The sequence below is a fragment of the Staphylococcus sp. 510 genome, from assembly GCF_057219715.1.
Window position 1 is genome coordinate 11187 of the sequence record NZ_JBXVVK010000009.1, and the last position, 14944, is coordinate 26130.

Here is a 14944-nt window from a genome sequence, read left to right on the forward strand (position 1 = left end):
ATTTACTGGCTTTTTTATATTTAATATCAATATTACTTATGGTCTACATATTTAACTAATATAAAATATATTTTTACATACACTAATGATGTATCAGATCATATTAAAAACGAGTTATAAAGCAAAAAACACCACTTCCAATTTTAATAGTTTGGAAGTGGTGTTTCTGATTTCATCATCAATCTATTTAATTAAAATACTGTTAATTAAAGTACGTTAGCATAACCTTCGAATACTTTACCGTTAGCTGCATCAACAGTAACTAACATATCATCTTTAATTTCTTTTGTAGCATTTTCAACACCTACTACCGTTGGAATACCTTTTTCTAAACCAACAATAGCACTTGGTGATGTAATACCATTTTCTTCAGTGATTAAACCAATAGCTTGATCTACGTATGGTACTAATGTTTCATCTACAGAGTTAGTGACGATGATTTTATCACTTAAATCAACACCTTCTAAATCACTAGCAGAATCAGCGACAACAGCAGTACCTACTACTGATCCACGACCTACACCTTGACCTTTAGCAATTTCATCACCAACTAAGTGAATTTTCATCATATTTGTAGTACCTTTTTCACCTGTTGGTACACCTGCAGTGATAATAATTAAATCACCATTTTGAACTCTTTCAGTTTCAACTGCAGTTGCGACTGCATTATTTAATAATGCATCAGTGTTTTTACGTCCTTCTTTAACTACTGGGTAAACACCCCAAACGATAGCACATTGGCGTGCAGTTTTTTCACTCGGTGTTACAGCAATAATGTCTGAATGTGGACGATATTTAGAAATTGTACGAGCTGTTGAACCACTTTCAGTTGCAGCAACAATAGCTTTAACATTTAAGTTTAATGCAGTATGGGCCACTGAGATACCAATAGCATTCACTAATGATGTTTCAACTAATTTAGTTCTGTCAGATAATAATTTTTTATAGTCTTGTGCTGCTTCTGCTGAAACTGCAATGTTTCTCATTGTTTTAACTGCTTCTTCTGGGTATAAACCTGCAGCAGTTTCACCAGATAACATTACTGCATCTGTACCATCATAGATTGCATTCGCAACGTCACTAGCTTCCGCACGAGTAGCACGTGGATTACGTTGCATAGAATCAAGCATTTGTGTAGCTGTGATTACTGGTTTACCTAATTTATTACATTTTCTAATTAAGTCTTTTTGAACCATTGGTACTTTTTCAGGTGGAATTTCAACACCCATATCACCACGAGCTACCATTAAACCATCAGATACTTCAAGAATTTCTTCGATATTATCGATACCTTCTTGGTTTTCAATTTTAGGGAAAATAGTAATATTTGCTTTTTCTTGTTCTAAGATTTCACGAATATCTAAAACGTCACTTGGACGACGAACGAAGCTTGCAGCGATGAAATCTACATCTTCTTTGATACCAAATCTAATGTCGTCTGCATCTTTGTCAGTGATACCTGGTAAGTTTACTTTCACACCTGGTAAGTTAACACCTTTTTTATTTTTTAATTCTCCACTGTTTAAGATGTCACATTTAACTTCACCTTTATCATGGTCAATGTCTTTAACTTGTAATTCAACTAAACCATCATCTAATAAAATATATGAACCTACTTGAACATCGTTGATTAAGTTGTCGTAAGTAACAGAGAATTTCTCTGGCGTACCTTCAACTTCTGTCATGCTTACAATAACTTCTTTACCTTTTTCTAAATCAATGATGCCATCTTTCATATTATGTGTACGAATTTCTGGCCCTTTTGTATCTAAAAGGATAGCTACTGTTTTATTTAAACGTTTAGCAACTTTGCGAATTGTATCAATTCTACCTTTATGTTCTTCATGGCTTCCGTGTGAAAAGTTCAAACGTGCCACGTTCATACCAGCATTCATTAATTTTTCAAGCATTTCTTCTGATTCTGAAGCTGGTCCAATAGTACATACAATTTTAGTCTTTCTCATTTTAAAATCCTCCTGAAATTTATATAGATAACTCTTTAGCTAGTTGATAAATTTGTTGATCAAACTTATGACTTGAATGACCAAATATTTCATCGAATGGTGTCGCTGTTAATTGGTTATGTTTAATACCAACACCTTTGGCAGTTTCACCTTTCTTTAATAATTCAACGGCGTGACCACCTAATCTTGATGCTAAAACACGGTCAGCTCCTGAAGGGCTACCTCCACGTTGAATGTGTCCTAATACTGAAACTCTTGTATCAATATTAATATATTTACTTAATTCATCAGCACATTCTTGACCGCTCATACATCCTTCAGCAACCATAACGATTGAGTGTTTTTTACCACGTTTAATACCTTGCTCTATCTTTTCAGCTACTTCTTTAATATCTGTATCAACTTCTGGTACGACAATCGTTTCAGCACCTACAGATAAGCCTGCCCATAGCGCTAAGTCACCACAGTCACGACCCATTACTTCAACGATAAATGTTCTTGCATGACTTGATGCTGTATCACGAATTTTATCGACTGAATCAATAATCGTATTAAGTGCTGTGTCGAATCCAATCGTAAAGTCGGTACCGTTAATATCATTATCGATTGTACCAGGAATACCAATGGTTTGTATTTCTTTACACTCTTCACTTATACGTTGAGCGCCACGATAACTGCCATCCCCACCAATAACTACTAGGCCTTCAATTTCTCTTTTACGTAGATTGTTAATAGCAACTTTACGTACTTCTTCTTCTTTAAATTCAGGACATCTTGCTGAGAATAAGAATGTCCCACCACGTTGGATAGTATCTCCAACTGATCCTAATTCAAGTTTATGAATATCATCTTCTACTAATCCTTGATAACCGTGATATACACCATAAACTTCAATATTATTGTAAATTGCTGTACGTACAACTGCTCTAACGGCAGCATTCATCCCCGGTGAATCTCCACCGCTAGTCAAAACTGCAATTTTCTTCATGACGACATACCTTTCTATAACTAGATTTATCTTCAACTCTAAATTACCACAAATTTTTTACTTCTTCCATCAAAAGAAAGGAGTTATATTGATGTAAACGTTTTTAATTTTGACTTTTATTTTAACAATATTAAAAATAGAGTAATAGTCTATAAAATGACTACTACTCTATTCCTCTTTATTCTACAAAAGAACCTATATTTCTAAATTTATTAAAGCGATCTTCAACTAATTGTTCCTTATTAAGCTGTTCTAATTCATTTAGATGAGTAACAAACGTCTTTTTAATAGATTGCGCTTGAGTCTCCATTTCTTTATGTGCGCCGCCAAGTGGCTCGTTAATCACATCATCTATTACCTTTAATTCATGTAAGTCATGTGCTGTGATTTTCATTGTTTCTGCAGCAATTTTAGCCAAATTACTGTCTTTCCATAGTAATGCTGCTGCACCTTCTGGAGAAATAACAGAGTACGTACTGTTTTCAAGCATTAATACTCTGTTAGCAATACCGATACCAAGTGCACCACCACTACCACCTTCACCGATAACGACTGCAATGACAGGTACTTTTAAAGAAGCCATTTCTATTAAATTGGTAGCAATAGATTCACTTTGCCCTCTTTCTTCAGCTGCCTTACCAGGGTATGCACCTTTAGTATCAATAAATGTGAATATAGGTCGATTAAACTTTTCAGCCTGTTTCATAAGTCTTAATGCTTTTCTATAACCTTCTGGATGTGCCATACCAAAATTACGATAAATATTATCTTTAGTATCTTTACCACGTTGTTGACCTACAACAGTTACTGCCTTTCCATTTAAGTAACCAATACCGCCGATCATAGCTGGATCATCTCTAAAATTACGGTCTCCATGTAATTCTATAAATGAATCAAAAATCATAGGGATATAATCTAAAGATGTCGGTCTGTCTGGTAATCTAGCTATTTGTACTCTATCCCATGGTTTTAAATTTGTATAAACTTTTTTTGTTTCGCGTTCTAAAGAAGCTTCAAGCATATCGATTTCTTCTTGTAAATCAACATCATTCTTTTCTTGAGATTCTTTTAACGAATCAATTTTCTTTCTAATTTCAAAAAGTGGCTTTTCAAAATCAAGCATTAGCTTTTCACCTCTTGATGTAGATTTAATATATTAGCAAGTGTTGTTCTCATGTCTTTACGATGTATTACTTTATCAAGTTGACCATGTTCCAATAAAAATTCAGCAGTTTGGAAATCTTCTGGTAATTTTTCATTAATCGTTTGTTCAATCACGCGTCGTCCAGCGAAACCGATTAATGCTTTGGGTTCACTTAAATTAATATCACCCACTGATGCAAAACTTGCAGACACACCACCTGTAGTAGGATTCGTAATATATGAAATATATAGTAATCCTGCGTCAGAATGTCTTTTTAATGACACACTAGTTTTACCCATTTGCATTAATGAAATAATACCTTCTTGCATACGGGCACCACCACTTGCAGAGAACAAGATAAATGGTAATCGATGCTCAGTACAATAATCAATGATTCGGCAAATTTTTTCACCAACAACTGAACCCATACTACCCATTCTAAAACGTGCATCCATTACGGCTACACCGTATTCAATACCATCTAATTTAGCAGTACCAGTCACAACGGCTTCATTTAAGTCTGTCTTTTTCTGATCCTTTTCAATCTTCTCAATGTAACCAGGAAAATCTAAAGGATTAGCAGATGTCATGCCTTTATCAAATTCATTAAATGTACCTTCGTCAGAAATTGCTTCGATTCTTTTGTAAGCAGATAATGAAATATGGTGGTCACAATTGAAGCATACATTTAAGTTCTCATCTAATTCTTTGGTATACATGATCTTTTTGCATTTAGGACATTTAGTCATGATTCCTGCTGGTACATCATTTTGTTTAGAATCTTGAACTGTTAGATATTTCTTTTTCTTTGTTCGATTAAAAAAATCTTTAAACATAGGGAAACCTCCAAAAACCTCTGACCTTTATAAGGATTAAATTTATACTCATGAAGCATTTATAATTATGTATAGTGATAAAGTACTATAACGACATTTGTAACTTACACGTTATAAATGTCGTTATAATTAAACTTCATCCAAATATAGTATTCTATATGAATATATTTATCAATATTATTTTAAATCTGTTAATTTCATTGTTTTATCATACACATCTTGTGGATCAACTTCAATTCGAGCTACACCAGATTCCATAGCTGCTTTAGCAACCTCACGAGCAACAGATGGCGCAACACGTTTATCAAATGGTCCAGGAATACAATAATTTGGTTCTAATTCTTTACTATCGATTAAGTCTGCAATCGCTTCAACTGCAGCTTTTTTCATTTCTTCGTTAATATGGGTTGCTTCTGTATCCAATGCACCTCTAAATATACCTGGGAATGCTAATACATTATTAATTTGGTTTGGATAATCTGAACGTCCAGTTCCAACAACTTTCGCACCAGCATCTTTAGCATCGTTAGGATTGATTTCAGGATTAGGATTCGCCATTGCAAAAATAATTGGATCTTTGGCCATGCTCTCTACCATTTCTTTAGAAAGTAGGTCCGCAATAGATACACCTATAAATACGTCAGCATCTTTAATAACTTCACTAAGTTCGCCTTCAGTTTTATCTTTGTTTGTCCATTTAGCGACGTATTCTTTTGTGTCATTCATGCCATAACTTCTTCCTTCAAATATGGCACCTCTTGAATCACACATAACCATATTTCTAACACCATATGAATAAAGTAATTTCACAATAGCTATTCCTGCTGCGCCTGCACCATTAAGAACGACTTTAATATCTGATAAATCTTTATCAACAATTCTAAGTGCATTGATTAATCCTGCCATTGTCACTATCGCTGTACCATGTTGATCATCGTGGAAGACGGGAATGTTGGTCTCTTTTTTCAATCGCTCCTCGATTTCAAAACAGCGTGGTGCTGAGATATCCTCTAAGTTTATACCACCATAATTAGGTTGGATTAATTTAACTGTCTTAATAATTTCCTCAGTATCAGTTGTATCAAGTGCAATAGGTACACCATTCATACCAGCAAAACTTTTGAACAACACAGCTTTACCTTCCATAACAGGAATACTAGCTTCAGGGCCAATGTTACCTAAACCTAATACTGCGGTTCCATCAGTAACGACCGCAACTGTATTACCTTTAATTGTATAGTCATATACTTTTCTTTCATCTTCATGAATTTCTTTACATGGTTCGGCAACACCTGGAGAATAAGCCAGACTTAATTCTTCTTTATTGGTAACTTTAACATTAGACGCTACTTCTAATTTTCCTTGGTTTTCTTTATGCATTTCTAGTGCTTCGTCTCTTAAAGACATCAAATATCAACCCCTATTTATTTAGTTATAAGAATTAGATGTTGCTAGTTATCATTCAGTTTTTATTATAATATGTTTTCACATACTACTAATAATGAATTGCTTACCTATAGGATGTAAAGTGAATTAAAACTAGCAATAATTTAATTATCAGTCACTACTTTTATAATTATTTTTTCTGCTGATCATTCATATTTTATCATTAATCGACCAATAAGATAATGCCATTTACAAACAAATAGAACAAAAAACAATTATAAAAATAAACTGATGATTAAAATTTAAATCATCAGTTTACTATATCACAATTCAATACTGGATAAAAGTTATACAAAACGGATATCACTTGGTTTAAATAACTTTACTAAATCAGATAAAAAAGCTGAATTTTTCTTAATATAACCTAATCTTGTCATCTCGTTTGTTTGATCATTAAATGATAAAACCTCAATGGATTGATTTGTATTTTCTTGATCTAAATATTGATAGAACCCTTTAACTTGGTCAACTCGTCTAACAATAATTTGTTTTGTTTGGTTCAATTTAAATGCTTCAAATGCTTCTTCTGTATAAATATCATTAAGAATCAACTGCTTTTTACCATTTCGTTGATCAAATTTTCCTTGAACAACATAAATTTGCTCTTCAGATATATCAAGTTCATACTTTTTAAATTGATTTGGAAATATCACGCCATCCAGTAAATGAACGCCATCATTCAAGGTTACGAATGCCATATTTTGACCATTTTTAGTTCTAATCCGCTTAATTTGATTAAACTGTACTAAAATAGGTTGATAGTTTTTAGCATTACTTAATTTATATATTGTTAAATATTGTTTCTTGTTAAATTCTTTCTCTACTGGGTGCTTAGAGATGTAAAATCCTAGGTATTCTTTTTCATATTCACTTATTAATTGATCGGATAACTCTTCTTTTTCTTCATATGACTGTTTTGGCGTGAAGAAATCAAATAACATATCATCTTGTTCTATATCAGTTACTTGATCAATGACTTGATCAATTGAATGTAATAACGTAGCTCGATTTTTACCGAATATATCAAAGGCACCAACTAAAATTAAAGACTCTAATAATTTTCGAGTTTTAACTCTTTTAGGTAAGCGTCTTGCAAAATCAAAGAAATCTTTAAAGTCACCATTTTGATATCTCTCGTCTACGATAAGTTTCACACTTTGGTATCCTACCCCTTTAATAGCTCCTAATGATAAATAGATGCCATCGTTGGTTGCTTTATAAAACCAATAACTTTCATTAATATTGGGTGGGAGTATTGTAATGCTCTGATGTTTGGCTTCATCAATCATGGCAGCCGTCTTTTTCTCACTGCCAATAACATTACTTAATATATTAGCGTAAAAATAATTAGGATAATGGACTTTTAAATAACTCATGATATAAGCGATTTTTGAATAACTAACTGCATGTGCTCTAGGGAAACCATAGTCAGCAAATTTTAAAATTAAATCAAAAATTTGTTTACTCATATATTCGTCATAGCCATTTTGTTTAGCACCATCAACAAAGTGTTGTCTTTCACTTTCAAGTACAGCCCTATTCTTTTTACTCATTGCACGTCTTAAAATATCTGCTTCACCATAACTAAAGTTGGCAAATTGACTGGCGATTTGCATAATTTGTTCTTGATAAATAATAACGCCATAAGTATTTTTCAATATAGGAGCTAAGTCTTCATGTAAATATTCTACTTTTGATGGATCGTGTCTTCGTGTAATATAAGTTGGAATTTCTTCCATAGGCCCTGGTCTATATAATGAAGTAACAGCAACGATGTCTTCGAAGTGTTCAGGCTTTAACTTTTTCAATACTCGACGTACGCCATCTGACTCTAATTGGAAAATACCAGTTGTATCTCCTTGAGACAATAATTCGAAAACTTTTGGATCATCAAAAGGTATACTTTCTATTTCAATGCTGATATTCAAGTCCTTTTTAACTTGATTAATAATCTGATGAATAATTGATAGATTTCTTAAACCTAAAAAGTCAATTTTTAATAAACCAATGCGTTCTGCCTCAGTCATTGTCCATTGTGTTAATAATCCTGTATCACCTAAAGTTAAAGGTGCATACTCATATAAAGCATGATCATTAATAATTATTCCTGCAGCATGAGTTGATGTATGTCTAGGTAATCCCTCTAGCTTTTTACATATTTCAAACCAGCGTTCATGACGATAATTACGATGGACAAATTGTTTAAATTCATCATTCTGATAAGCTTCTTCTAATGTGATGCCTAATTTATGAGGGATTAATTTAGAAATTTCATTTAGCGTTATTTCTTCAAATCCCATAATACGTCCCACATCTCGTGCTACAGCTCTTGCAAGTAGATGGCCAAACGTTACAATACCTGAAACATGTAATTGTCCATATTTTTCTTGAACATATTGAATCACTTTTTCACGTCGTGTGTCTTCAAAATCAATATCGATATCAGGCATCGTTACTCGTTCTGGATTTAAAAAACGTTCGAAGAGCAAATTAAATTTAATAGGATCTATTGTTGTAATACCAAGTAGATAACTTACCAGTGATCCTGCTGAAGACCCACGGCCAGGTCCAACCATTACATCATGCGTTTTAGCATAATGAATTAAATCACTTACGATTAAGAAGTAATCTTCAAATCCCATATTTGTGATAATGTCATACTCATGTTTTAATCTTTCCCAATAGTCTGGTCGATTCAAATTTAAATGATTTAACTTTTCTTCTAGTTTTTGCCATAAGTATGTTTTCGAAAGTTCACCATTCGGCGTTTGGAATTGAGGCAGTAATGATTGATGATAATTTAACTCAGCAGTACATAATTGTGCAATTTCGTCAGTTTTAATGATTAATTCATCATTAATTTCCAAATTTCGAAGTTCGTTTTTATTAAATACATGTTCATGGTAATCCTCTTGTTCAGCTACTAAATCTAATTTACTATTTTCCTTAATGGCTTGAAGTGCTGAAATCGTATCTGCATCTTCTTTATTTAAGTAACGCATGGTATTCAACCAAACAAACGATCTATTCTCTATAGCGATACAATCTTGGTTAAGATATACATGCTTTTTATCATGAAAGGCTTCAATGAATAGTTGATGGTGTTCTTCGACCCCTTTAAATATGATGATGAGATGATTTGCATAACGTTTTAACCATTCAATAGGGATATCTTCTTTCTCTTTCATTTTAATAGCTGACGATAATTGATATAAATCTTTTAAGCCATCATTATTTTGTGCCAAAAGAACAGTTTCCAATTGATACAACCCATCAGTTAAATAGACGGTCATACCAAAAACGGGGTGAATCCCCGCTTCTATACATGCATCATAAAATTTAGGATAGCCATACAAAACATTAGTATCTGTGATTGCAAGTGTTTCAATTCCTTCATTCTTAGCTTTATTAACGACATCCGATATTCTTAAGCTTGAATTTAACAAATCGTATGACGTATGAATATTTAAATACGCAACCATGTTTGTATGACTCCTTTCTGTTTATAGTTATTGAAGCTTTTTACGTAATGCTTGTGCTAGTGAATCAAATTCTTCCCAACTATATACTGAGACACCTGATGCATTAGGATGACCGCCACCACCAAAATCATTTGCTATATCATTAATGACATATTGTCCTTTAGAGCGTAGGCGACAACGAATTTGATCTCCTTCGTCTACACCAAACATCCAAATTTTTAGCCCTTGAATATCTGCTACCGTATTTACAAATTGCGACGCCTCATTTGCTTTTATCTTATATTGTTCTAATACGTCTTTAGTGATTTTTACTTGGCAGTAGCCATCACTATGCAATTCAAAGTTTTGTAATACATAACCTTGAAACGGCATTAATCGTGGGTCTTTTTCGGACATTTTATTAAGCTCAGCATTATGATCAAATGGGAAACCAAGTAGTTTTCCTGCAACTTCCATTGTATGTTGTGTTGTATTACCGAATAAGAAGCGGCCAGTATCTCCGACAATACCTAAATAAAGTACACGTGCGACATCTTCATTAATGATACTTTCATCATTGAAATGTGAAATCATATCGTAAATGATCTCACTTGTTGATGATGCTTCTGTATTAACTAAATTAATATCACCGTATTGATCTACTGCCGGGTGATGGTCAATCTTCAATGCTTTCTTACCTAAAGTAAACCTCTGGTCATCTACACGTGGCGCATTCGCAGTATCACATACTATGACAAGCGCTTCTTTATAAACGTTATCCTCAATTTGATCAAATGACCCTATAAAGTTAAGCGACGCTTCTTCATCACCTACTGCATATATATCTTTATCTGGGAATTTAAGTTGTAAATAATATTTCAATCCTAATTGTGACCCATACGCGTCTGGATCAGGTCTTACATGTCTATGAATAATTACTATTTCATTTGATTCAATTTCTTTCATTATATCGTTCATAAGTGTTTCCATTTATATTAACTCCTCTAGTTGATCTTTTATTAATATCCCTCAAACATTTGACATATAACCGATGCAATCGCTACTTTTTCATTTTGACAATACATCGTCACTTCTAATTTCGCAAAGTATCTCCCTACATCGAGCATTTCATATTTAACATCAACACCAGTTTCAATAGGCACTGTTTTTAAGTAAATGATATTTAAACTTTCTATCATCACATTACCCTTTTTATACTTTCTCATTTCATGTCGTAAAGTTTCTTCTATAATTCCAACAAATACTGCTTTACTTAAGGTACCATAATGATTGGTTAATAATGGAGATACATCAGTTTGAATACCATCATGATTAATAGTAATATGTTTAGCAATTTGATCATTAATCGTTTCACCAATTTGTGGTTGTCTCCCTAGTAACTGCATTGATTTCAATACATCTTGTCTATTGATAACACCGACTGCTTTTTTATTATTATCGGTAACTGGAAGAAGTTCAATACCTTCCCAAATTAATAAATGTGCACAACTTGCGACAGTGTTTGACAACTTAACACTGATAGGATGCTTAGTCATAACATCTTCAATCATATCATTGTCGTTCATATTAATAATTTCTCTACTGGTTACGATACCTACTAACTTGTAATCTTTATTTACAACAGGAAAACGTGTATGTCCCGTTTCATTCGCGATTTGTTTATAATCTTCTAAAGTCATTGTGTTTAATAATACAGACAATTCGTTTATTGGTTTTACAATATCTTCTACCACTAAAATTTCTTTTCGAATTTTTTGGTTGAACATCGCACGGTTAATGATATTTGCAACTAAGAACGTATCATAGCTAGATGACAATACTGGTAAATCGTGATCATCTGCATATTGAATGACTTCTTTTGTTGGTTGAAATCCACCTGTAATTAAAATGGCTGTACCACGTTTTAATACTTCGAGTTGTACATTTCTTCTATTTCCTATAATTAATAAAGTTTGCGGTCCAATATATCTTAAGATATCACTTAATTCCATAGCGCCAATGGCAAAGTTAGATACCGTTTTATTGACGCCATTCTTACCAGCAATAATTTGTCCTTCAACAATATTTGCAATTTCATTAAATGTTAAATTATCTATTTCATCACGATTTCGTTTTTCAATTCGAACAGTTCCTACTCTATCAATAGTTGTAACCATTCCTAGCTGTCCAGCATCTTTAATTGCTCTGTAGGCTGTACCTTCAGATACAGCTAAATCTTTGGCGATTTTCCTAACTGAGATTTTTGAACCAATTGCTAATGATTCAATATGCTTTAAAATTTGTTCATGTTTAGTCATTACGTTACCTCTTCTTAGAACAATGTTATGCCTATTATAACTTTTTAATGAAAAAAAATCATTGACGCACACTCCTAAATGATTAAAACCCTTATATTAAATTTACAACTTTTGTAAAATGATAATTTTATTAAAAAACCTTTTAATTTAAATGGAAATATCCATCTTTTTTTATTAGAATGGAAATGAGGAGGGGTGATCTTATGTATAAAAAGATTTTATTAGGCGTAGACACTCAATTAAAAAATGAAAAAGCTTTAGAAGAGGTTTCAAAACTTGCTGCTGATGACGCAGTAGTCACTATTTTAAATGCTATTAATGAACAAGATGCTCAAGCGTCTATTAAAGCTGGAGTTCACTTAGACAAAATTACCGAAGAGCGTAGTAAACGTTTAGAAAAAACACGTAATATTTTAGAAAGCTATGGTATTGATTATGATCAAATTATCGTTCGCGGGAATGCTAAAGAAGAATTACTTAAACATGCAAATAGTGGCAAATATGAAATTGTAGTCTTGAGTAACCGCAAAGCTGAAGAAAAGAAAAAATTCGTTCTTGGTAGCGTAAGTCACAAAGTTGCTAAACGAGCAACTATCCCTGTACTAATCGTAAAATAAAATCTTACTTAGCTTATTTACACTAGTTATCTATTGAGGCTCACACGCCTTTGATGGATAATTAGTGTTTTTTAATTAAAAAGGTTGGGACAAAAGCGTTTATGATTTGAGCAGAACCAAACGATGAGCAAAATTATTTTCCAAATTTTGTCGAATCATAAGATTCTGTCGATAATCCTGCTTTTGGGACGCCGTTAATCGGTTTCCCAGAGCACAAACACTATATATCTCAACCTCATCTCAAAATTAGAATTTAACTTCTTGACCTGGTTCTAATATTTGAACATCCCCTACTTTAACTGCATCTTTAAATTGCTCTGGGTCTTGTTCAATTAGTGGGAAAGTATTGTAATGAACCGGTACTGAAATACTAGGTTTAATGAATTCATTTATTGCATAGGCTGCATCGTCTATGCCCATCGTGAAATTATCACCAATTGGAATAAAACAAACATCTACAGGATGTCGTTTAGCTATTAATTCCATATCGCTAAATAAACCGGTATCTCCTGTATGGTAAATTGTTTTTCCTTCTGCTTCAATTACGACACCCATAGGCATACCTAGATACACCGGAATACCATTTTCATGTGTATAACTTGAACTATGGAACGCTTGTACATATTTAACGCTACCGAAATCTAATTCAGCTTTACCACCAATGTTCATACCTCTTACATTTTCCACACCATGATAAGTACTTAAATAGCCGGCAATTTCTGCACTACCGATAACTGTAGCATGATTTCTATTAGCTAGTTCTACTACATCACCAAAGTGGTCTTCATGACCATGAGTTAAAATAATATAATCTACATCTAATCTTTGTTCATCTAAATCACATTTATCATTTCCTGAAATAAAAGGATCTACAATGACTTTTTTACCATTTCCTTCAAAATAAATTGTTGATTGACCATGAAATGAAAGTTTCATTATCTTAGCCCTCCTAATCGTTTATATGCATATTATACCCTAGCGACTGCGTTTTATAACACGAAAGAATGGAATAATTCAAACTTTGAAATATGTAGTTTTTTAGCATAAAATTAAGTTAATCATTTAAAGGAGGAAAACTTCATGACAAAAATCAATGAAATTATTAATTATCTACAAAAAGAAAATGCTGATGCTGCTTGGATCACTACACCATTAAACATTTATTACTTTACTGGCTATCGTAGCGAACCGCATGAAAGATTATTTGCATTATTAATTCAAGCTAGTGGTGAAACTGTTTTATTCTGCCCTAAAATGGAAGTTGAAGAAGTTAAAGCGTCTCCTTTTGACGGTCAAATTATAGGTTATTTAGATACTGAAAATCCTTTCGATTTATATCAACAATCATTCGAACGTATGCTAATTGAAAGTGAACATTTAACAGTTATACGCCAACGTGAAATAACACAAGCCTTTCATGTAGAACAATTTGGTGATATCGACCAAACGATTAAAAACTTAAGAAACATCAAGTCAATTGATGAAATTGAAAAAATTAAGCATGCTGCTCATTTAGCAGATAAATGTATAGAAATCGGTGTAAACTATTTAAAAGAAGGCATCAGTGAACGTGAAGTTGTGAATCATATCGAAAATGAAATTAAGAAATATGGTGTGAATGAAATGAGCTTTGACACTATGGTATTATTTGGCGATCACGCTGCTTCACCACATGGTGTTCCAGGTAATCGTCAATTACAAAATAATGAGCTAGTTCTCTTTGATTTAGGTGTCATCTATAATCACTATTGTAGTGACATGACTAGAACTGTACAATTTGGCACACCAAGTAAAGAAGCTTTAGATATATATAATATTGTTCTTGATGCTGAAACATCAGCAATTGATGCTATTCGCCCAGGTGTAAAATTAAAAGAAATAGATAAAATCGCGAGAGATATTATTGATCGAGCAGGCTATGGTGACTACTTCCCTCATCGTCTTGGCCATGGTTTAGGTTTAGAAGAACATGAATACCAAGATGTTTCTAGCACTAATGATAATGTTTTAGAAGCGGGAATGGTCATTACTATTGAACCTGGAATTTATGTACCGGGGGTTGCTGGTGTACGTATTGAAGATGATATTTTAGTTACAGATAGTGGTTGTGAAATATTAACGCATTACGAAAAATAATCCTGTCTTCAACATTATTAACACCCTCAAATGT

Annotated in this window: 11 protein-coding genes; 2 read left to right on the plus strand and 9 right to left on the minus strand. The window is 32.9% G+C overall.

Translation table 11 applies throughout. The features are described from left to right. Positions 1 to 206: 206 nt before the first annotated feature. The 8 genes from pyk to AC2D8K_RS08175 all read right to left on the minus strand — a co-directional run bounded on the left by pyk (position 207) and on the right by AC2D8K_RS08175 (position 12157). Positions 207 to 1964, minus strand: a complete 1758-nt coding sequence (gene pyk, locus AC2D8K_RS08140; RefSeq protein ID WP_002452216.1) for a pyruvate kinase — start codon at positions 1962 to 1964, stop codon at positions 207 to 209. Positions 1965 to 1983: 19 nt separating this feature from the next. After that, positions 1984 to 2952: a 6-phosphofructokinase gene (pfkA, locus tag AC2D8K_RS08145; RefSeq protein WP_002452215.1), complete on the minus strand. Its 969-nt coding sequence runs from the start codon at positions 2950 to 2952 to the stop codon at positions 1984 to 1986. 178 nt (positions 2953 to 3130) lie between these two features. After that, positions 3131 to 4075 carry an acetyl-CoA carboxylase carboxyltransferase subunit alpha gene (locus AC2D8K_RS08150; RefSeq protein ID WP_484698432.1) on the minus strand — a complete coding sequence of 315 codons (945 nt, stop codon included), beginning with the start codon at positions 4073 to 4075 and terminating at the stop codon, positions 3131 to 3133. Further along, positions 4075 to 4932, minus strand: a complete 858-nt coding sequence (accD, locus tag AC2D8K_RS08155) for an acetyl-CoA carboxylase, carboxyltransferase subunit beta (RefSeq protein ID WP_002452213.1) — start codon at positions 4930 to 4932, stop codon at positions 4075 to 4077. Before accD ends, AC2D8K_RS08150 begins: the two co-directional genes overlap by 1 nt. Positions 4933 to 5109: 177 nt before the next feature. Next, the gene (gene ystJ, locus AC2D8K_RS08160; protein WP_484698434.1) at positions 5110 to 6339 is read right to left on the minus strand and encodes an NADP-dependent malic enzyme; all 1230 of its coding nucleotides are present in this window, start codon (positions 6337 to 6339) and stop codon (positions 5110 to 5112) included. 326 nt (positions 6340 to 6665) lie between these two features. Beyond that, positions 6666 to 9860: a DNA polymerase III subunit alpha gene (locus AC2D8K_RS08165; protein ID WP_145506603.1), complete on the minus strand. Its 3195-nt coding sequence runs from the start codon at positions 9858 to 9860 to the stop codon at positions 6666 to 6668. A 27-nt stretch (positions 9861 to 9887) separates the two neighbouring features. Further along, entirely contained in the window at positions 9888 to 10829 is a 942-nt protein-coding gene (locus tag AC2D8K_RS08170) for a DHH family phosphoesterase (RefSeq protein WP_207023956.1), read from the minus strand. Between the two features lie 29 nt (positions 10830 to 10858). Beyond that, positions 10859 to 12157, minus strand: a complete 1299-nt coding sequence (locus AC2D8K_RS08175) for a DRTGG domain-containing protein (RefSeq protein WP_002452209.1) — start codon at positions 12155 to 12157, stop codon at positions 10859 to 10861. A gap of 203 nt (positions 12158 to 12360) precedes the next feature. Here AC2D8K_RS08175 and AC2D8K_RS08180 point away from each other — a divergent pair, with 203 nt between their 5' ends. Then, on the plus strand, positions 12361 to 12774 hold the full coding sequence (locus tag AC2D8K_RS08180) for a universal stress protein (RefSeq protein ID WP_002452208.1): 414 nt from the start codon (positions 12361 to 12363) through the stop codon (positions 12772 to 12774). 246 nt (positions 12775 to 13020) lie between these two features. On the opposite strand, the gene AC2D8K_RS08185 is transcribed toward AC2D8K_RS08180, so the two are convergent. Next, positions 13021 to 13710, minus strand: coding sequence for a metal-dependent hydrolase (locus tag AC2D8K_RS08185; RefSeq protein WP_002452207.1), 690 nt, complete (start codon positions 13708 to 13710; stop codon positions 13021 to 13023). Between the two features lie 144 nt (positions 13711 to 13854). Here AC2D8K_RS08185 and AC2D8K_RS08190 point away from each other — a divergent pair, with 144 nt between their 5' ends. After that, positions 13855 to 14910, plus strand: coding sequence for a M24 family metallopeptidase (locus AC2D8K_RS08190; protein WP_002452206.1), 1056 nt, complete (start codon positions 13855 to 13857; stop codon positions 14908 to 14910). Positions 14911 to 14944: the final 34 nt, after the last annotated feature.

Coding starts and splice junctions, on each gene's coding strand:
- pyk (WP_002452216.1), bottom strand. CDS start 1,964: ATGAGAAAGACTAAAATTGTATGTACTATTGGACCAGCTTCAGAATCA.
- pfkA (WP_002452215.1), bottom strand. CDS start 2,952: ATGAAGAAAATTGCAGTTTTGACTAGCGGTGGAGATTCACCGGGGATG.
- AC2D8K_RS08150 (WP_484698432.1), bottom strand. CDS start 4,075: ATGCTTGATTTTGAAAAGCCACTTTTTGAAATTAGAAAGAAAATTGAT.
- accD (WP_002452213.1), bottom strand. CDS start 4,932: ATGTTTAAAGATTTTTTTAATCGAACAAAGAAAAAGAAATATCTAACA.
- ystJ (WP_484698434.1), bottom strand. CDS start 6,339: ATGTCTTTAAGAGACGAAGCACTAGAAATGCATAAAGAAAACCAAGGA.
- AC2D8K_RS08165 (WP_145506603.1), bottom strand. CDS start 9,860: ATGGTTGCGTATTTAAATATTCATACGTCATACGATTTGTTAAATTCA.
- AC2D8K_RS08170 (WP_207023956.1), bottom strand. CDS start 10,829: ATGGAAACACTTATGAACGATATAATGAAAGAAATTGAATCAAATGAA.
- AC2D8K_RS08175 (WP_002452209.1), bottom strand. CDS start 12,157: ATGACTAAACATGAACAAATTTTAAAGCATATTGAATCATTAGCAATT.
- AC2D8K_RS08180 (WP_002452208.1), top strand. CDS start 12,361: ATGTATAAAAAGATTTTATTAGGCGTAGACACTCAATTAAAAAATGAA.
- AC2D8K_RS08185 (WP_002452207.1), bottom strand. CDS start 13,710: ATGAAACTTTCATTTCATGGTCAATCAACAATTTATTTTGAAGGAAAT.
- AC2D8K_RS08190 (WP_002452206.1), top strand. CDS start 13,855: ATGACAAAAATCAATGAAATTATTAATTATCTACAAAAAGAAAATGCT.